Source organism: Myxococcales bacterium, assembly GCA_016712525.1.
In the GTDB taxonomy this organism is placed as follows: Bacteria; Myxococcota_A; Polyangia; order Polyangiales; family Polyangiaceae; genus JAAFHV01.
The window spans coordinates 2,008,806-2,027,030 of the sequence record JADJQX010000001.1; the positions used below are offsets into that span (position 1 = coordinate 2,008,806).

The 18,225-nt window shown below is 69.0% G+C and carries 13 protein-coding genes; 9 read left to right on the forward strand and 4 right to left on the reverse strand.

Going from position 1 to position 18,225, the window contains the following annotated elements:
* Positions 1-42: 42 nt before the first annotated feature.
* The 3 genes from IPK71_08535 to proB are packed head-to-tail and all read left to right on the forward strand — an operon-like array spanning position 43 to position 2,684.
* On the forward strand, positions 43-918 hold the full coding sequence (locus IPK71_08535; protein ID MBK8213783.1) for a hypothetical protein: 876 nt from the start codon (positions 43-45) through the stop codon (positions 916-918).
* Between the two features lie 43 nt (positions 919-961).
* Entirely contained in the window at positions 962-1,618 is a 657-nt protein-coding gene (locus tag IPK71_08540) for a hypothetical protein (GenBank protein MBK8213784.1), read from the forward strand.
* A gap of 1 nt (position 1,619) precedes the next feature.
* Positions 1,620-2,684 (forward strand): glutamate 5-kinase, encoded by a 1,065-nt coding sequence (gene proB / locus IPK71_08545; protein MBK8213785.1) that lies wholly within the window; start codon positions 1,620-1,622, stop codon positions 2,682-2,684.
* Between the two features lie 269 nt (positions 2,685-2,953).
* Here the strand turns inward: proB and IPK71_08550 are convergent, their stop codons facing one another.
* From IPK71_08550 to IPK71_08560, 3 genes are all read right to left on the reverse strand, one after another.
* Positions 2,954-6,106 carry a hypothetical protein gene (locus IPK71_08550; GenBank protein ID MBK8213786.1) on the reverse strand — a complete coding sequence of 1,051 codons (3,153 nt, stop codon included), beginning with the start codon at positions 6,104-6,106 and terminating at the stop codon, positions 2,954-2,956.
* A 334-nt stretch (positions 6,107-6,440) separates the two neighbouring features.
* Positions 6,441-7,358, reverse strand: a complete 918-nt coding sequence (locus IPK71_08555; GenBank protein MBK8213787.1) for a HEAT repeat domain-containing protein — start codon at positions 7,356-7,358, stop codon at positions 6,441-6,443.
* Between the two features lie 11 nt (positions 7,359-7,369).
* Positions 7,370-9,685: a hypothetical protein gene (locus tag IPK71_08560; GenBank protein MBK8213788.1), complete on the reverse strand. Its 2,316-nt coding sequence runs from the start codon at positions 9,683-9,685 to the stop codon at positions 7,370-7,372.
* A gap of 279 nt (positions 9,686-9,964) precedes the next feature.
* Here IPK71_08560 and IPK71_08565 point away from each other — a divergent pair, with 279 nt between their 5' ends.
* Genes IPK71_08565 through IPK71_08575 form a run of 3 tightly spaced genes read left to right on the forward strand, consistent with a single transcriptional unit; the run spans position 9,965 to position 12,193 of the window.
* On the forward strand, positions 9,965-10,792 hold the full coding sequence (locus IPK71_08565) for a hypothetical protein (GenBank protein MBK8213789.1): 828 nt from the start codon (positions 9,965-9,967) through the stop codon (positions 10,790-10,792).
* 51 nt (positions 10,793-10,843) lie between these two features.
* Positions 10,844-11,653: a trypsin-like serine protease gene (locus IPK71_08570; protein ID MBK8213790.1), complete on the forward strand. Its 810-nt coding sequence runs from the start codon at positions 10,844-10,846 to the stop codon at positions 11,651-11,653.
* A gap of 42 nt (positions 11,654-11,695) precedes the next feature.
* Entirely contained in the window at positions 11,696-12,193 is a 498-nt protein-coding gene (locus IPK71_08575; protein MBK8213791.1) for a hypothetical protein, read from the forward strand.
* 52 nt (positions 12,194-12,245) lie between these two features.
* Here IPK71_08575 and IPK71_08580 read toward each other — a convergent pair whose 3' ends face one another.
* Positions 12,246-15,998, reverse strand: coding sequence for a DUF3857 domain-containing protein (locus tag IPK71_08580; protein MBK8213792.1), 3,753 nt, complete (start codon positions 15,996-15,998; stop codon positions 12,246-12,248).
* A gap of 98 nt (positions 15,999-16,096) precedes the next feature.
* Between IPK71_08580 and IPK71_08585 the strand changes: the two genes are divergently transcribed.
* The 3 genes from IPK71_08585 (at position 16,097) to IPK71_08595 (ending at position 18,218) form a co-directional block, all read left to right on the forward strand.
* Positions 16,097-17,020, forward strand: coding sequence for a UbiA prenyltransferase family protein (locus IPK71_08585; GenBank protein ID MBK8213793.1), 924 nt, complete (start codon positions 16,097-16,099; stop codon positions 17,018-17,020).
* Between the two features lie 89 nt (positions 17,021-17,109).
* Positions 17,110-17,349, forward strand: a complete 240-nt coding sequence (locus IPK71_08590; GenBank protein ID MBK8213794.1) for a DNA-directed RNA polymerase subunit omega — start codon at positions 17,110-17,112, stop codon at positions 17,347-17,349.
* Positions 17,346-18,218, forward strand: a complete 873-nt coding sequence (locus tag IPK71_08595) for a class I SAM-dependent methyltransferase (GenBank protein MBK8213795.1) — start codon at positions 17,346-17,348, stop codon at positions 18,216-18,218. The genes IPK71_08590 and IPK71_08595 overlap by 4 nt, the downstream gene beginning before the upstream one ends.
* The last annotated feature ends 7 nt before the right edge of the window (positions 18,219-18,225 follow it).

Here is an 18,225-nt window from a genome sequence, read left to right on the forward strand (position 1 = left end):
ATCCTGTCGCGAACGGTCTCGCCGTGAACTAGGCTCTCGAGCGTGGATCTTCGTGTGCTCGAGGCTCGCGCGCTCCGTATCGACGACGCCTCCGGGATCGCCGTCGAAGGCCTGTCGTTCGCCACCTCCGGCGAAAAAATCCTCGTCTTCGGGGCCTCGTCGCCCGTCTTTCGTGCGCTCGCCGGCGAGCTCCCCGTGGTGGGAGGCGAGCTGCGCGTTGCCGGGAGGGAGCCGGTCGCGGCGCTCCGTGCGGCCCTCGTCGGAGTGGCCCCACGCGACCCGGCGCTCCCAGGGGAGCTCACGCCGGCCGCGTGGGTCGAGTGGTCCGCGCGCCTCGCCAACCCTGGAAAATCCCAGGCGAAGGCCCGCGCGAAGGCCGCGCTCGACGCGTTCGCCCTCGGGCCCGTCGCCGGAACGCGGCTCGACAAATGCGTGACGACGGCCCGCCGAGCCACCGTGCTCGCCGCCGCGCTCGCCACCGGCGCGTCCACGATCGTGTTCGAGGACCCTACCTACGGACTCGACGACGACGTGGCCCGTGGCTTCGCCAAGGTCGTCGCGAAGGCGCTCGCTCCCGTCCGCTGGGCGCTCTTCGCGGCGCGCATCCCGCTCGAGAGCCCGCTCGCCCTCGAGGCCGACGACGCCCTCGTGCTCGGCCGCTCGGAGCTCTTGGCTCAAGGGGCCCCGGCAGACCTCGCCGCCCGCGAGCGCCGCTTCTCCGTCGTGGTCGAGGGGGACGTAGAGGCCTTCTCCGCGGCCCTCGTGCGCCGTGGTTTCTCGTCGCTCGGCGCCCCGCCCAGGCTCCTCGTCGACCTCGGGTCCTCCGAAGACGTGGGCACGGGCGACCTCTTCGCGCTCGCGCTCGAGTCGGGGGTCACGATCCTCGAGCTCTCGCCCGTCGCGGGCGCTTTGGCGTAGAGTGCGCCCCCCCGGCACGGGCCGGCCCATCACGGAGGATCGCATGAGCCAAGACGACGACGCCCTCGAGTCACGCGAAGGAGCCGGCACCCTCGCCGCGCGCACGCTCGGGCCGAGCCGCATGGGGGTCTACACCACCCTCGGAGCGCTCACGGGCGTCGTCCCGTTGCCGTGGGTCCCGGACGCGGTCGTCAGGCAAATCCGAGGCACGCTCGCGCACGAGGTGGCCACACGTCATGGCCTCTCCCTCACCCCCGAGGCGCGCGCCATCCTCGCGAGCCCGACGGGAGTCGCCGGGCCACGGGGCTTCCTCGCCGAGGCCGCCCTCTTCGCGTCAGCCAAGGTGCTCGGCAGGCTCGGCCCTCTCGGGTTCCTCTCCCCGGTGCGCTTCGGGGTGAGCACCTTCTTGCTCGGGCACCTCTTCCAGCGCTACCTCGAGACCGCGCGTCGCGAGCGCGCCATCCGGATCGACGCCGAAGAGGCCCGCGCCCTCCGCCGCGCGATCGACCAAGCGATCTTGTACGTGCTCACCACCGAGGTGGACCGCGACAAGTTCGAAATCCCTCGTGCTTCCGAAGACTTGCGCGACAGTACGACGCAGCTCCTCGACAGCGTCCTCATCTCCCTCGCGAACCTCCCGTCCTGGCTCGTCCGCCGTGTCGAGGCCTCGTTCGACGAGCTCGTCACGACCCGCACCTGACATGCGCTCCCCCATCCGTTCGGCTCGTCGCATCGTGGTCAAGGTCGGCTCGCGCACCCTCGCGAACGACGGCGGCGTGTTCACTCGCCTCGCCGACGCCATCGCGCGGGCCCATGAAGGCGGTCGGTCGATCGTGCTCGTCTCGAGCGGCGCGATCGCCCTCGGCACGAAGAAGCTCGGCTACAGGTCTCGTCCGAAGGAGATGGCCAAGCTCCAAGCCGCGGCCGCCGCGGGCCAGAGCCTCCTCATGCGCGCCTACGAAGAGGCGTTCGGCGCGCGCAAAATCGCCGTCGCGCAGGTGCTCCTCACGCACGCCGATCTCGCCGATCGCACCCGCGTGAACAACGCCCGCGCCGCGCTCTCCGCGCTCCTCGACGCCCGCGCCGTGCCCGTCTTGAACGAGAACGACTCGGTCTCGGTCGAAGAGATCAAGTTCGGCGACAACGACCAGCTCTCCGCCCTCGTCGCGCCCATCGTCGACGCCGATCTCTTGGTGCTCCTGTCCGACGTGCCAGGCCTGCTCGACGCGAAGGGCGAGCGTGTCCCCGAGGTGTCCGACATCGAGCGCGAGGCCGTGGCCCTCGTCCGTAAGGGCAAGAGCGCCGAAGGCACGGGGGGCATGGAGAGCAAGCTCGAAGCGGCGAGGCAAGCCACCTTGACGGGCGCCCACGTGGTCATCGCCGACGCCCGCGAGCCCGGCATCGTGACCGACGTGCTCGCCGGGAAAGACGTGGGCACGTGGTTCCACGCCCAGAAGAAGCGCCTCTCCGCGAAGCGCGCGTGGATCGCCTTCACCCTTCGCCCGAGGGGCGCCTTGGTGCTCGACCCGGGGGCCACGCGGGCCGTGTGCGACAAGGGCCGGAGCGTGCTCGCCGTCGGGGTGCTCGGGGTCCGCGGCGACTTTCGCGCGGGCGACTCGGTCCGCCTCGTCTCGTCGGAGGGCAAGGAGATCGGCCGCGGTCTCGCGCGCTTCTCCTTCGAGGACGCGACGCGCCTCGCCGGCACCAAGGCCGACGCCGACGATCACGTGTTCGTTCACCGCGACGACCTCGTCGTCTTCGAGTAGCGCGAGGCGGCCCGACACCGCCTCGCCATCGCGAGCCCGTTAGCAGCCCGTTGATTTTCTCCCATCCCCCTTCGGGGACTTCCAAGGGTCGTCGGCCGCTCGCGGCCGCATCCCGACCGCCTTCGTTGCGATCCTGCGGTGCGTCCCCCGTCGGGGACTTCCAAGGGTCGTCCTCACCTACAAAAGTAGGCTCCGGGCGCTCCTCGGATCGCGCCTCGGCGGGTCGGGCGCGGACATCGAACGGCCTCGGTCCGAAAATCAACAGGCTGCTAGGGCGACGGGGGTGCGCCCTCGATCTTCCCGCGCTCGTTCGGCGGGCGGCTCAAGTTCGCGGGCGACGACCCCTTGGCCACGACCTGCGAGGCCTGCGTGAGCACGTCGGGGCGAACGGCCGAGTCGATCGCGAGACCGCTCACGCTCCCGTGGCACGCCGCGCAGAGCCCGTCGAAGAGCTCGGCCCGGAACGATTGGTTCGAGTACTCGCCCGGCGCGAACGACATTTGCTCCCGCTGGTAGCGGGGCCATTTGCGCTCGCCGGAGAGCTGCGTATCGGGGAGCCGGAGCACGATGGGCACACCGCCCGGGATCTGGAAGTGCGCCGAGCCGTCTCCCTCGATAGGCACTTTGCCGAGCGAGCGCCGTCGCACGAATACCTTGCCGAACGGGTCTTGGACCGACTGGGCGCCGGCGGCGTCGTGAGAAGCGATCTCGAGTGGAGGTGGGAGATCCTCGTACACCTCGAACTCTTTGGCGTCGTTCTCGAGGGGGCGCCCCGTCGGGGTGTTCTGGAAGAGGAGCGACGCCAGCACCGGCATGCTGAGCACGGTGATGTCGGCCTCCGACTTCCCGGGGAGGATTCGCGTGTTCGCGTTGGCTTCGTCGGTCGTCGACTTGAACACCCCGCGCGAGACTTTCCCGTAGACGGCCACGGCGTCGATCTCGGCCGTGCCCGCCTCGCCGAAGAGCTTCTGGCGACCGCCGCGGTTCGGATCGACGACGACGACGTCGTAGTCCCCGTTGAACGAGGCCGTGTCGGCGGCCGCTCCGAAGCTCGCGAGGATCTGCCCGTTCGGGAGCGCGGCCGGCGTGGTGTAGAGGCCCGCGGTCGGCTGCCCCCTCCGGCCCGAGACCGTGCCGTCGACGAAGCGAAGCGACCTCAAGAAGAACTGCGGATCGACCGAGGTCCGCGACGCCGGATCGATGACCGACGGATCGAGCGGATAGTCGGCGGGGTTGGCGCTCTGGAAGTCGATGCCGATCGAGCGGTTCACGACACCCAACGTGCCGCCACCGAACGGAACCCCGGGCTCACTGAACACGGCGACGAGGTCCTTCTGGGAGAGCTCGACGACGCGCGTCGACTGCGAATACCCGACCGAGCCGCGCTGCGAGAAGAGCGGGTGGTAGTCGGCGCCGTCCATGTTGATGCGCCGGAGCGCGAGTTGGTAAAACCCAGGCGCGCGCTTCTCGGTCGTGAAGATGAGCCGCCCGTCGGCCATGAAGCTCGGCTCGCGCTCCATGTTGAGCAGGTACGTGAGCTGGCGAATGCGCGTCCCGGCCCCGTCGCGCTCGAAGACGTAGAGGTTCGAGTTCGGCTTCGACGGGTCGGACGGAGTGCGCTGCGGTCCTTGGTAGTCGAACGAGGGGTTCGGCAGGTTGCCCCGCGTGGACGCGAACACGAGCTGCGAGCGGCCTCCCTCGGGCGGCGCGTAGGCCGGATCGAAGTTGTGAATCAGAATCCCGTTTTGGCTCGGGGGCCCGGCGTTGATCTCGGGGTGCTTCGCGCAGGCCGTCCCGTCCGCGTTCATCTCGTAGATGGCGAACGGCTCGGTCGCGGAGCTCCGCGCGGCGAACGCGATCTTCTTTCCGTCCCACGAGACGGCGGGGCGTCGCACGTCGGCCGTGGCCGGGTCGAGGCCGCACCCTTGGCTGAGCGAGCCGTCGGCGCCGGGCGTGATGGTGCCGTTCGCGGCGGTCGTGACGGCGATCCGTCGGAGGTCGGCGCCCGGCTGGTACACGTCGAAATCTTGTGGCTTTCCAGGCACTTGGGCGAGTGGTCGCCGCACGTACACGATGGCCGAGAACGGTGTGGGCTTCGACACCTCGCGCTCGCGCCGGATCCACTCGATCATCACGCAGTAGGCCGGGATCTTGTCGAGGTCGCCGTTGTCGTAGTCGTACGCGGGCGTCGCCTGGCAGCGCTCGGGCAGCGCCACGTCGTTGCGGAAGTCTTCGAGCAGCGGCCCGCCGCGGTGGAGGATGCCGCTCGCGCGGTCGCAGCCGTTCCCCGAGCACGCCTCGGCGCGGTAGAGGTTCTTGCGAATGAGGCGGCTCGCGGCGGGATCCTCGCCTTCGGGGGCGATCTGGTGGAGCGAGAGCTCGTAGTTCTTTCGTGTCGCCGAGAGCGAGAAGCTCCCTCCCGAGCCGCCGCGGAGGCGGAAATCGTGGAACATGGCCGCCGAGTGGCACTGCACCATCATGCAGCCCTTCTTGACGAACATGGGCTGCACCCGCTGCGCGAAGAAGGCGAACGCGGGATCTTCGGTGGGGGGCTTCGGCGGTCCGTGCGCGATGGCCCACTCACGGATCGAGGCGTACCCCGCGGCGTCCGGCGAGTCGTAGACGACGCCGCCTTCGTGGAACGCGCCGCCCTGCGCAGGAGCGAGAGGCCTCCGCAAGAGCTCGCTGTCCTCGGGGCGTTGCGCCAGGTAGTCACGCGCGGCGTAGTAGTTCCAGCGGACCTGCTCGGGGGTGTCGTTGCAGGTGAGATAGAGGGTGTTGCTCGGTGTTCCGTGGCAGTTGCCCGCGGCGCAGCCTTCTTTCAGCGCAGGGCCGACCTTGTCCTTGAAGAGCGCGAAGTCGGGAGTCGCCGGATCTTTGGTGACGTCGGGCCCTGCCGGCACTTCGGGGTTGCAGGGGCGTTTTTCGACGTTGGTCTTGGGGGGGCCCGCGTTGTTCTCGGAGGCGCCGTTCTGGATCCAGCGTCGGAGCGTCTGGTATCCGCTCGAGGTCCCGTCGAAGATCGAGCCACCCGCGTGTTTGATGTCGGTCGTGACCGTCGTGACCTTGCCGTCGTACGATTGGAGGCGAACCTGGAACGGCTCGACGTTCTTCACGAGGAACGCCGGCTGGCCGTACGGGCCGTAGTCGAGCAGGAGGTCGCGCCGCTTCACGAGCTGCGCGTAGCTGGCCACGTCGAGGTTGCCGAGGGCGTTGCCGCGGTCGTCGGCCACGTGGCATCCGGCGCCGGTGTTGGCGCGCACGCACGACGTCGAGAGCACCGGGGCGATCGTGCGCTCGAAGTACGTCGACTTCGGGATCTCCTTGTCGGAGCACGCGGCGGGGAGGAGCGCCACGAGCGCCGCGCAGCTCACCGACAGGGACGCGTAGAAAGACCCTTTGGAGCGGCTGTGGGTACTCAACGTCAAGACCTCCGACACCGATGGTACGCCGAAAATCGCCCAAAAATCATGCGGAACGGCGATCTCGGAAAAACGAACCGGGCCCGACGCGACGTCGAGCCCGGCCATAGCAGCCCGTTGATTTTCTCCCATCGGCCGCTCGCCGCCGCATCCCGACCGCCTTCGTTGCGATCCTGCGGTGCGTCCCCCGTCGGGGACTTCCAAGGGTCGTCCTCACCTACACAAGTAGGCTCCGGACGCTCCTCGGATCGCGCCTCGGCGGGTCGGGCGCGGACATCGAACGGCCTCGGTCCGAAAATCAACAGGCTGCTAGCTCAGACGTCGTAGCAGGCCGTCACAGCCGACGAAGCGCCATCGTCGCCATGTCGCGGACGAGGCCGTTCGCGTCGTTTTTGGCCACGTCCTCGAGCACGGTGCGCGCAGAGCCTGCGCGGAGCTCCCCGAGAGAGTGGCACGCCGCGCCCCGCACGTCCGCGTTCGGATCGTTCTTGGCGAGCGCCGTGAGCGAGGCGGCCGCGTCGGTCACGCGGAGGGAGCCCAGGAGCTCGGCCGCGTTCTTGCGCACCACCGCGTCGGGGTCACCCGAGAGCTTCGCGACGGTTTGGGCGTCGGAGAAGCTGTTCACGCGGCCGGCCGAGTGGAGGCCCGCGAGGCGCACGGTCGCGTCACCGTCGGTCATGGCCTTCGAGAGCGCGCCCTGGCCGTCGCTGTTGAGCCGACCGAGCGCGCTCGCGGCCGCCGCGCGAACGCGGGCGTCCTTGTCGTTCTCGATGGCGGCTTTGCAAGCCTCGATGCCCGGCACCGCGAGGAACTCGCCGAGCGCGTAGGCCGCGTTGGCGCGCCGCTCCGGGTTCGCGTCGCTCTTGAGCGCGTTCACCGTGCGCTCGTACGCCTCGCCCGGCCCGAAGACACCGAACATGCGGCGCCGCAGCCACCACGCCGCGATCTCGCGCGTCTGGGGGTTCGAGTCGTAGAGGAGCGGCTCGACCGCGGGGATGCAGTCGAGGCACTCGACGCGCTCGCCGTGCTCGAGCGTCTCCCAGATGAGCGACATCGAGCCGCCGGCCACCGCGCTCTTGATGCGGTCGGGCGAGGACAAGAACTCGATTTGGTCGTTCGGGATGTTGCCGTAGATGGCGCGGGTGCCCGCGGCCGGGTCGGGGGCGTCGTCCGAGTAGGCGGGCTCCGCGTGGAGGATGGTGCCGAAGAGGGCGGTGCCGATGGCGAGAATGCCGAGAAGTCGAGTGTTCATGATCGTTCTCCTCAGTATTTCTGGGCGCCGACGGGGTCTTGGTTGAAGGGCTCGAAGCCCGTGTTCTGGCGCGAGTAGTACTGGCCACCGAGGTCGATCGAGCGAATGAGCATTTGGCGCTCCTCGTCCGTGAGGGTGACACCCTTGTCCTCGGGGTGCATCGCCGGCGTGCCGTACGCGAACGAGCCGTCCGCGGCCTTCACGTTGAGCTTCTTGATGAGGGCCGACTCACGCGCGTTGTTGGGGATGGCCCAGAGCGGTGGCTTCTGACCGGTCACCGTGGTGCCACGCCCGCCCATCTCCGAGGCCGCCGGGTAGAAGAGCGACACGTACGACGCCGGGTAGCTCGCGACGCGTCGGTCGTAGACGACCGTGACGGGGCGATCGCTGAGGTCGAGGTAGGGGACGGTGTAGGTCGTCTGCGCACCCGAGCCCGGATCCGTGCGCGTGACCGTGTACGTACGGCCGGCGAACGGGTCGCCCGCGCCGCCGGAGTGGCAGCTCGCGCACTTCTCGGTCAGCACCTTCTGCACGACCGACTTGGGGTTCGCGTTCGGGTACTGCGCGGTGTCGACCGCCCACGGGTACTCGGTGCGCTCGGCGACCGGTGCGAGGAAGCGCTCGGCCTGCTTCTGCTCGGCGATCGTGGGGAGCTGCCCCTGGCGGTTCGCCCCGATGCCGGTGCGGCTCTCGTGGCAGCCGATGCAGCGGCGATCCTCGCCGGGCATGCCCTGGATCCACGTGCGCTGGTTGCGGAGCGAGAGGCCGAACTTGTCGATCGGCTGGAGGTGGATGGGGATGTACGGGGGCACCTCGGCGAGCCAGCTCCCGTCGGGGTTCACGGTGGCCTCACCGAGCACCGCCGCGCCCTCGTCCATCGTGAGGCCGAACATGGTCACGCCCTTGGCGGCCTCGCTCGAGAAGCCCTCGATCACACGCACCTTGGCGGCCTGCTTGAGGGCCTCGGAGAAGTCGACGCCGTCGCCGAGCTGGGCGCCGCGGACACGCTCTTTGAGGCTCGTCTTGGTCACGTCGACCGAGCCGATGCGCACCGGCAGGGTCGTGTCGGTCTTGGGGCCGACGATGTCGCCGATGACCGGTGGCTCCTTGCGGGGGGCGACGGGCAGGGCGCCGAGCTCCCACGTGGTGCGGTCGTTGTAGACGAGCTGGTTTTTGCCAGTGGCCGGGTCGAAGATGTAAATGCCGAAGTCGGGCGGGGTGATCGAGAGCTCCGAGAGATCGTTCACGGGGCCGTCGGCCCACGACACCAAAATACGACCGTCCGGGAGAGACGAAGGCTCGCGGTAGCGACCCACCGGCGACGGCCCGTTCCCCGTGGGGACGTCGGGGGTCAGGATTTCGTATTTGGCATTCTCCTCGTCGACGCACGCGCGGCCCGTTTTGTCGGCCTTGTCGTCGAGGCACACCGGATCGGCCGCGTTCCGCGCGTCGATCTTGATGAGCGCGCCCGCGTGGATCGTGCGGTTACGCGACGTCGCGATGCCGACCATGACGTTCGGCGACAGCTCGCGCACGTTGAAGAGGGCCGTCGACGGCTTGCCGTGCTGACCCGCGAGGGCGACCATGCCGGTGCCGTCGGGGTTCGCGGCGAAGAGCTTCACGTCGTTGACGGCGCCGAGGTGCTCCCAGCGCGAATACCCCACTTTGCCGTCGGCGCGGAGCCAGGGCGACACGGTGTGCGAGAGGTTCTGCGAGGCGAGCCTGCGGTCGGCGTCGCCGCCGTCGACCGAGATCGTCGCGAGCTGGGTGACCACGCGGCCGTGCTCGTACTCGTCGGCGCGGGTGCCCATGGCCGTGTACATCTGGTTGGTCACGAAGGCGATGCGCCCACCCGGCATGTACACCGGGTTGATGTCGTCTTGGTTTCCGCCCGTGCGCTGGTGGACCTCGTACTTGCCGTCGACCGCCGAGAGCTGCACCGTATAGAGGTGGTAGTGGTCGTTCGCGTCCTTCTTCATCGAGAAGACGGCCTGCTTCGCGTCGAACGACACGTCGACCCCGTTGAAGTCGGCGGTCGGAAAGTCTTGGGTCAGGTTGATGACCTGCCCGTCGGGGCGCGCCGGCGAGAGCAGGTTCAGGCTGCCGCCCGGCACGAAGCGCTCGTAGTCGAGCACCTGCCCGTTCCCGCCCGACACGTTGACCGACACCGCGCCGTTCTGGCCGGCGACGGTGTGCTGGCGCTTGATAAAGAGGATCGAAGAGACGCCGATGCCCGTGTCCGTGGGTGTGTCTCCGCCGCAGCCCACCGCGACGAAGGCGGAGGTGAGCGACGCGAGGACCATCGTGACGGTGGAGATGCGAAGCATGTTTCGGTGTCCTTCCTTGCGGGGCCAGCGACCCCGTCGACGAGCTAGAGCACGTCGGATGCCAACTCGCATTCTGCCTATTTTTCGGCGTTTGCGAGGCACGAACCGCACGTGACGGGGGCGCGACGGCCGCTCGTGGGGGCGCGCGGCCCCAAGAGGCCCGAACGGTGCCTCGTGCGCACCTTGTGCTCGAGGGTCTCACACGCCGACGTGTGGCCTCGTTCTTTTTTTCGCAACGGAAGGGGCCCGGCAGCCGACGGGAGCGGCGTGGAGGTTCCCATGTCCGTCCGTCCCGCAAAAAACAAGAAGTCCCGCCCCGAACGCCTCGTGGCTCGCCTGCGAATCGATCGCACGTTCGCCCGTGTCGTGCCCGAAGTCCTGCTCGACGAGGCCCTCGTGGTCGCCGAGGTCGTCGAGCTCCATCACGCGCCCTGCGAAGCCCATGGTGGCCTCCGCTCGGTCGCCCCCGAGCTCGGTCCGGCCTTCGCGTCGGACCTCCGCGCCCTCGAAGAGCGCGCCCGCGAGCTCCTTCGCCGCAAGCCGCCCCGGCTCCCCAAGGTGACCATGTGGGCCGTCCAGGACCACGTCCTCGAGGTGGTTCGCGCCATCGTGGGCGAGCTCCCGTCCCTCACCGGTCCCGACGCCGAGGCCCTCCGCTCTTCGCTCGAGGGGTTCATCGCGCGCCACGCCGACGCCCGGGTCTGCCACGAGGTGCACGACGCCTTGCTCGCCCTCGCGACCGTCCTCGACGTGTACGTTCGTGTGAGCCGCGACCCGGCCAAGGCGATCGAGCTCCGCGCCGAGAGCTACCGCTTCTTCGTCATCGTCGACGAGGTCGTCGCGCGGCTCACCGCGTGGACGTCGGTCAACGCCGTCGTCCCCGGGGCGCTCACGCAGACCCTCGTCGTGATCGAGCGCATGATCGCGCTGGTGCGCGATGCTTCGGGTGCCGTGCTCTGGTGCCGCGCTCCCGAGGCGTACGCCGCCGTGATGGGCTCGGCGCTGCGAGCCTCGGATACGCGTCGCCCCCGTGCGGAGGACTCGTCGCCGCGGCTCGCCTCGGTCGACTCGCTCCGCCCCGTGCTGTCCCTGCCGAAGGCCTCGTGACGTCGGCTCGGCCCACGTGCACCGCGCGCGTCGGCTGCTACGATTTCTCGTGTGCGCTTCTTCGTCGTCGCGGTGAGCCTCTTCGCCTCGGCCATCGTCGGGTGTGCGCCACCGCGCGCGGGGATCTCTCCTTCACGGCTCGCCGAGGAGACGTCCCTCGGTGTCCCATCGGAGGGCCAAGCCTCGCAGCACGATGCCGTGGTCCGTGTGTACACGGGGCACGGCACGTGCTCGGGCGTGCTCGTGTCCCGGAGCGTCGTGCTCACGGCGCGCCACTGCGTCGTCGAGACGCTCCCGGGCGGTGAAATGACCGCGGTCACCAAGGTGCCCGGCGTGTTCCACGTCGAGCTCGGGGGCGACTACCTCCCTTGGGGGCGTGTCGCCGTCACGGCCGTTTTTCCCTGCGATCCGCACGCCGACGGCGAGCGCGACATCGCCGCTCTCGTGCTCGAACGCAAGGTCCCGTCCGACGTGCCGACCGCCTCGATCGCGAGCCCTCACGAGCGCGGCACGTACGTGCTCCAAGGCTTCGGCTCGGCCGTTTGGCCCAAGACCACCGCCGGCGGGCTCGTGCTCGAGGCGAAGCGCCGCACCACCCGCGGAGGCGACGTCGCGACCCTGGGAGACGACACCGTCACGGTGAAGGGCCCGTCGAAACCCGGAGACTCGGGCGGCGCCGTCCTCGACGCACGGACGCGGGAGCTCGTCGCCATCGTCTCCCGTGGCGATTATGCTCATCATTTCAACGGTGTAGCGTATGGGGACGTGACCATCGGTGCGCGCGTCGACCGCTGCTCCGTCGCGCTCGATCGCGCCTTGGCGCGCGCGGGTGAGGTGTCGAGCTCCGTGTCCACACGCTGAGTGACGGGCAGGGCCCGAGGACCTCGAAGGTCCTCATCGGGGATGCACGAGGGCAGCGCGAGCTGGTATGCGTCGAACATCGTGCCCTCTTCGTCCCTTCGGTTCGCCTCCTTCGTCCCGGTCCTTTGCCTCGCGAGCCTGTTCTCGGCGGCATGCAGCTCGACCCCCAACCTCTGCACGACCGAGGTCATCCCGAGCGAGCTCTCGGGCGATCTCCCCATCACGGACCCGCCGAAGTCGCTCGAGGGTACGACCGCGACGTTCTGCTGGCGCAACGAGTGTGGCGAGATGCGCTTCAACGATCCGGAGCGCAAGCTCGGCAACTACGCGCTCGTGAACGGCCCGTCGGTCCGCATCGCCTATTCGCGCGAAGGTCTCGCCGACTTCAAGGACGGCGATCCCATCGCGTTCACGCTCAAGGTCGACGCACCCGCCGCCGGAGCGCCCGCGAAGTACGAGCTCAACGGCACCGCGTCGTCGGTGTCGGTGGTCGACGACGGGTGCCGAAGGTACACACGGGGCAAGATCGTCCCGCGCTGAGCGTCCGTCTGCCGATCGACGCGGGAGCCGTCCTTCGATCGAGGCGACGCCGCTACTTGCCCACGGTGTACGTGACCCGCTGCCCGAGGGCGCGGTCCACCTCTTCGCAGAACGCGCGGAACGCCGGGTACTCCGCGGCCGAGATGCGCGCCTTCTTGAGGGCGACGCGCGTCTTCGTTCGCACCTCGGCGCCCTTCACGTCGGCCTCGACCGCGTAGCTCCCGAAGGGCGAATCGCCCTTTTGCGCGCGCGGGGCCGACACGACCTTCGCGCCCGCGGGCAGCTTGAGCGTGGTGTCGCTCTCTTCGGCGGTGAGGGAGAAGATCCGCATGTCCCGCTTGCGTTGCGAGAGGGTCGCATACTCGCGCACCATGTGCTCGCGCGGCCCGGCTGCGAGCGTGAGCGTGTCGCCGTCCCTCTTGGCGAGCTGCGACACCTTGCCTTTGGCCCGCAACGACACGGGATCCTCGACCTTCTCGAGGTCGTTCGATTTCACGTCGGTGAGCTCGAGGCCCGGGTACTCCGCGCCCAAGTCTTCTTGGACGCGTTTCTTCTGGGTCGACGCCGAGTGGTAGCGGCTTCGCCAGCTCGGGGCGTGCACGCCGGTCACGTCGGCGCGAAAGTCGATCGTCGCCGACCCGTCTTGGCCGACCACCGCCTCGACCTTCCGTGACGTGACGCTCTCCTCGGGGGGAGGCTCGGGCAGGTGCACGAGCTCGGGTTTGCCCTCGTGGATGCGGAGCGCGAGCGCCCCTCGGTCCATGGCCGGGAGCTCACGAGAGCCCGTAAATTCGGCCGTCCCGTCGAGGTAGAGGTTCATCGAGGGCACGTAGGCGATCGCGTGATCGAAGGGCGCGAGGCTCGCGGGTGCGCCCTCGAAATCGCCGCGCATGCCGGTGCGCAAGATGACGATGGTCGCCGGGATGCCGGCCTCTTTGAGCATCGTGACGATGAGGGTCGCCTTGTCTTTGCAGTCGCCGAAGCCCCGCGCGAAGATCTGCGCGCACCGGTACGGCTTGAAGCCGTGGATGCCGAACTCGAGCGCCACGTACCGCGTCTTCTGGACGACGTAGTCGTAGATGGCGCGCACCTTGTCCTCGGGCGTCGTGAGCCCCTTCGTGACCTCGGTCACGCGGCGCTTCACCTCGTCGTCGGCGACGAACTGGTCTTTGACGAGGCCCCAGTACCACTTGCCCATGTCGTCCCACGATTTGTACGTGGAGACGTGCACGTGGCCGGCCGTCGACGCGAGCGGCGGCTCGAGCGGCTCGGGATCGAGCGGCGCGACGTTCTTCGCCACGTAGCGGTACACACGTTTGTCGCCCTGCTCGCTCTCGGCGCGCACGATCCCCGGGATCTGCGGCGTGTTGAAGTGGAGCTCGCGCGATTTGGGCGTGATCAGCACGTACTCGGCGTGCGCGATGGGCTCGCGCGACTGCATGTACACGACCTCGCCGAAGTAGTCGGCGAAGGCGTTCCGCTGGGCGACGTCCTCCACGCGGTAGAGGAGCTCCACCACGTCCCCCGGGTACAAACGGGGAAAGTGCACGTAATAGACGCGCTGGCTCGTGTACATCGCGATCTGCGGGTTGTCGGCCGGCCCGTCGCCGCTCTCGGCGGCCTCGTCGACCTGCCCGTTCTTGCGGTACACACGCGCGCCGCGGAGCTGCACGGTCTCGGTGTCGGCCTCGAAGCCGAACGCGTACTCGCGGGCCTGCGCGGCCGCCGCGTCGGTGAGGGGCTGATAGACCACTTGGTGGTAGCGGCTCGCGAGCCCGTTCGGGAACACCGTCGTGACCTGCATGTCGACCAGGGTCCTGCGGTCGCGGCCGGCCGCGGGGGCCTCGCGCTGGGCGAGGAACTCCTTCGCGGGGTGTGTGTACACCTCGTCGGGGCGGGGCTTCTCGGGCTCTGTGTGGGCCACGTACTCGCGCACGTCCTTCTCTTGGGGGCGGAGCTCGAGCACCTTCTTGAGGAGCCGGAGCTGCTCCTCCGTGTTGCCGCCGATCGCGTACACGTTCGCGAGCGAGCGCATCGTGTCGGTGTCCTCGGGGGCGAGCTCGAGGGCTTTTTTGTACGACGCGATGGCCTTCGGGCGATCCCCGAGCGACACGTACGTGCGGGCGGCCTGCGCGAGCACGCCTGCGCTGTCGGGGTTGGCGGCGACGAGCCTCCCGACCCAGTGGTTGGCCGACGTGGTGTCCCTCCGCGCGAGCGCGAGATCGAGCTTTCGCTGGGCAATTTGCGGGTCGTCGAAGCGGAGGGCGGCGTAGCGCTCTTCGAGCACCTCGGCCTCGCTCGTCCGGTTCATGTCCTCGAGGGCCGAGGCCGTGGCGCGGAGGAGCGCGACCGATTTGGGCCGGCGCGAGAGGGCACGATCGAGGAGGGCGAGGGCGGTCTCCTTGAGGTTCGCTTCGGCGTAGAGCTCGACGCGCGCCAAGGTCGCGCGCACGTTGTCGGGGTCTTTCGCCAGCACGCGGTCGTAGTGCGGGATCGCGTCGCGGAAATTCGTGCCGGCCCTGGCGTGGGCCGCACGCGCGAGCAAAACGTCGAGCTTGTCCTCCTCGGAGGAGCTCGTCTTCGCGAGCGCTTCCGCGCGATCGAGGAACGTCGCCTCTTGGTTGCGCCCCTCGGTCAGGTCGCCGGCGAGCAGGAGCCTCTGCACCGTGGGGGCCTTGTCGGCCGCTTTTCGCGCGAGCGCGCGGGCCTTTCGCTCGGCCGGATCGTCGGACGAGGTGAGCAGCAGGTAACGCGCGTAGGCCTCGAGCATGGCCGGATCGTCGCCCTTGGTCAGCCGCTCGAACGCGGCGACCGGGCCCTCCAGCGCCGGGCCTTCGGGCTTGGTCGTGTCCTTCTTGAAGCGGACGGCCGCGGCCTCCGACGCGAGCTGCGTGTCGGCCGAGCTCGTCACGTACGGGTCTTTTCCGCCGTCGGCCGAGCCGATCCGCAGCGAGAAAATGGCTCCGTCCTCGTCGCCGCAGGTCTTCACGACGACGCGGTTTTGCCCCTCGCGGAGCACGACCTTGGTCGCGAAGCGCTCGGCGTCGAGCGCGCGGTACTTCGCGTCCTCGAGCACCTTCTCGCCGTTCCAGAAGACCTTGGTGGCGCCCGCGCTCCCGAGCCAGAGCGACACGGTGCGAGGGCCTTGGCCTTTGCGTGTATCCCGCACGAACGTCGTCGCGTAGACGCACGTCTTCTCGCTGGGGCGCACGAGGGCGCCCGCGTCGAGCCAGCCGAAATGGGCCACGTCGGGCACCGCGCGCCACCGGACCGCGCGCTCTTTCCCGTCGTACGTGCGCCCCACCGAGAGCGGCTCCTTGATGTCCTCTTCGGGGCCGAACGCTCGATCGAAGCCGCCCTTGCCCTCGTTGTCGAACGGCCCGACCACGAGCCACGAGCCCACGAAGCCGAGGTCGCGGACACGCGCACGAGCCCCGTCGAAATCACCCCGTCGGCGCTTCGCGTAGGCCCCGAGGAGCCCGGCGTAGACGCGCGTCGCGGGGGTGAGGGCCTTGTCCTCGGCGAGGTCGTCGAGGGCCGCCGAGAGCTCGGCCGGGTCGCCCTGGTCGTACTCCTGCCACAATGTGCGAAGCGCCGTGTAGACGAGCGGGCCCTTCGCGTTTCGAGCGGCGTCGCGGAGCCTCGCGATCTTGGCGAGGCGGTCGCCCAGGCGCTCCCCGGTCGCTGCGTCGGCGACCCCGGGCAGCGCCGAGGCGCCGAGGGCGAGCGCGACGATGGGCAGAAGCGTCGAAAACCTTGCGAATTTCACCCCGAGGTTTTCGGCCCCGAGGAGGGCCTGCGTCAAGGGGAGCCTTGTCGTTGGCCGCCGAACGGGCCACCTGGTCCCTTTCCTCGTCCGATTGTTTCTCGCATCGGCCCAAGCGTTGGTATACGGCGGCTCGTATGCTTCGAGGGCTCATCAAGACGATCCGCCCGCACCAGTGGGTGAAGAATCTCTTCGTCCTCGCGCCGATGTTCTTCCACAAGGACGTCTTCGTGACGGGCCCTGGCGGCGTTCCAGCGTTGAACTTGCTCGTCACGGGCCGCGCGCTCGTCGCGACGTTCGTGTTCTGCCTGCTCGCGGGCGCCGTCTACACCATCAACGACCTGGTCGACGTCGAAGCCGACAAAATCCACCCGGTGAAGCGCAAGCGCCCCATCCCGAGCGGTGAGGTCCCGCTCCCGGTGGCGCGCGGCATGGCCGTCGGCCTCGTGCTGATCTCGCTCACCGTCGCCCTGAAGGTCGATCTCCGCTTCGCCGCGGTCGCGCTCGTCTACTTCCTCGAGAACCTCGCCTACAGCTTCAAGCTGAAGAAGGTGGCCTTCCTCGACGTGGGCCTCATCGCGTTCGGGTTCGTGCTGCGCGTCCTCGCGGGCGGCTACGCGACGAACACCCCAAAAATCTCCTTCTATATGATCGCCTGCACGGCGCTCTTGGCCCTCTTTTTGGGCTTCGGAAAGCGCCGCCACGAGCTCGAAGGAGAGCACGCGGGCAAGCAGCGCGCGGCCCTCGAGGCCTACACGAAGACCTCGCTCAACGTGGCCCTCGGCATCACCGGCACGGCTACGGCGGTCACGTACATTGCGTACACCCTCGACCCGGCGACCCGCGAGTTCTTCAACTCCGACAGCCTCTGGATGACGGCTCCCTTCACGCTCTTCGGCATCGGCCGCTTCCTCATGCTCGTCTCGGGCAAGGCCGGCCGCGGCAAGCGCGCCGAGAGCCCCACCCAAGAGATGCTGAGCGACGTGCCCTTCGTCCTGAACCTCGTGCTCTGGGTCGTGGTCGTCGTCGCCGTCGTCTACCGGCTGAAGCCTGGAGTCTAAACAGGCGTGCAGTTGCGGCGCGGCGAAAAGCCCGCTAGAACCACCATCCCCCGGGGTTTTTCCCCGCTTTTTCGAGAGGTTAGTGAGCCATGGCCCGTGTCACCGTCGAAGATTGTCTCGAGCGTGAAGAGAACCGCTTCGCCCTCGTTCTGCTCGCGGCGAGCCGCACGCGCCAGCTCATGAAGGGCCAGCCCTCGCTCGTCCCCTCGAAGAACAAGGCCGCCGTCACTGCGCTCCGCGAGATCGCCGCCGGCAAGGTCCACTACGACCGCGCCGCGAACGACGTCGTCTCCGAGTGGATCGACTCCCAGGCTCGCTCGAGTCTGTGAGCGCCGACAGGGCTGCCCCGCGCCGCCCGAAGACCCGCGCGCGCTCGGCCGAGACCAAGGCCGATGCGCGCGCTCGTTTATTTCGGCTCGGTTCGTTCGCGCACTACGCCGACCCGGCCTACTACACGAAGACCTACGCCTCACGAGACGCCGACGTCGGCTACTACGTGACCGAGGCGCTCGCGTCGAAGGGCCCGGTGCTCGAGCTCGGCGCGGGCAACGGCCGCATCACGCTGCCCATGGCGAGGCACGGTGTGAAGGTGTGGGCGGTCGATCACTCGCGCCCCATGCTCGAGGATCTGCGCGCGCGGCTCGCGGCCGAGCCCCCCGAGGTCGCGGCGCGTGTGACCCTCGTCGAAGGGGACATCCGCGACGTGCGCCTCTCGCGGCGATTTTCGCGGGTATTTTGCCCGTTCAACACGGCCCTCCACCTCTACACGAGGGACGACGTCGAGCGCTTCTTGGCCACGGCCAAACGCCACCTCTTGCCCGACGGCGAGCTCGTGGTCGACCTCTCGATCCCGCTCGCCGAGAACCTCGCGCGTGATCCCGAGTCGCCCTACGGCGCGCCCCCGTTCCGCCACCCGACCGAGGGCAAGGTCCGGTACAAAGAGCTCTTCGATTTCGACCCGAGCACCCAGGTGCTCGTGGTGACGATGCAGTTTTTCCCCGAGGACAAGGCCCGCCCGGCGTTCGCCACGCCGCTCGCGCATAGGCAATTTTACCCGGGTGAATGGGAGACGCTGCTCCACTACAATGGCTTCCCCGGCGCGCGTGTGTACGGCGATTTCTTCGGTGGGCCCCTCACGCGCGAGAGCGACGTGATGGTGTGGCACGCCCGCGCGAGGGCCAAAAAAGCGAAGAGGTGACCGTGAC

Bases quoted from the DNA above. Each gene is read 5' to 3' on its own strand.
- IPK71_08540 (MBK8213784.1), top strand. From the start codon at position 962: ATGAGCCAAGACGACGACGCCCTCGAGTCACGCGAAGGAGCCGGCACC.
- proB (MBK8213785.1), top strand. From the start codon at position 1,620: ATGCGCTCCCCCATCCGTTCGGCTCGTCGCATCGTGGTCAAGGTCGGC.
- IPK71_08575 (MBK8213791.1), top strand. From the start codon at position 11,696: ATGCACGAGGGCAGCGCGAGCTGGTATGCGTCGAACATCGTGCCCTCT.
- IPK71_08560 (MBK8213788.1), bottom strand. From the start codon at position 9,685: ATGCTTCGCATCTCCACCGTCACGATGGTCCTCGCGTCGCTCACCTCC.
- IPK71_08585 (MBK8213793.1), top strand. From the start codon at position 16,097: ATGCTTCGAGGGCTCATCAAGACGATCCGCCCGCACCAGTGGGTGAAG.
- IPK71_08590 (MBK8213794.1), top strand. From the start codon at position 17,110: ATGGCCCGTGTCACCGTCGAAGATTGTCTCGAGCGTGAAGAGAACCGC.
- IPK71_08565 (MBK8213789.1), top strand. From the start codon at position 9,965: ATGTCCGTCCGTCCCGCAAAAAACAAGAAGTCCCGCCCCGAACGCCTC.
- IPK71_08555 (MBK8213787.1), bottom strand. From the start codon at position 7,358: ATGAACACTCGACTTCTCGGCATTCTCGCCATCGGCACCGCCCTCTTC.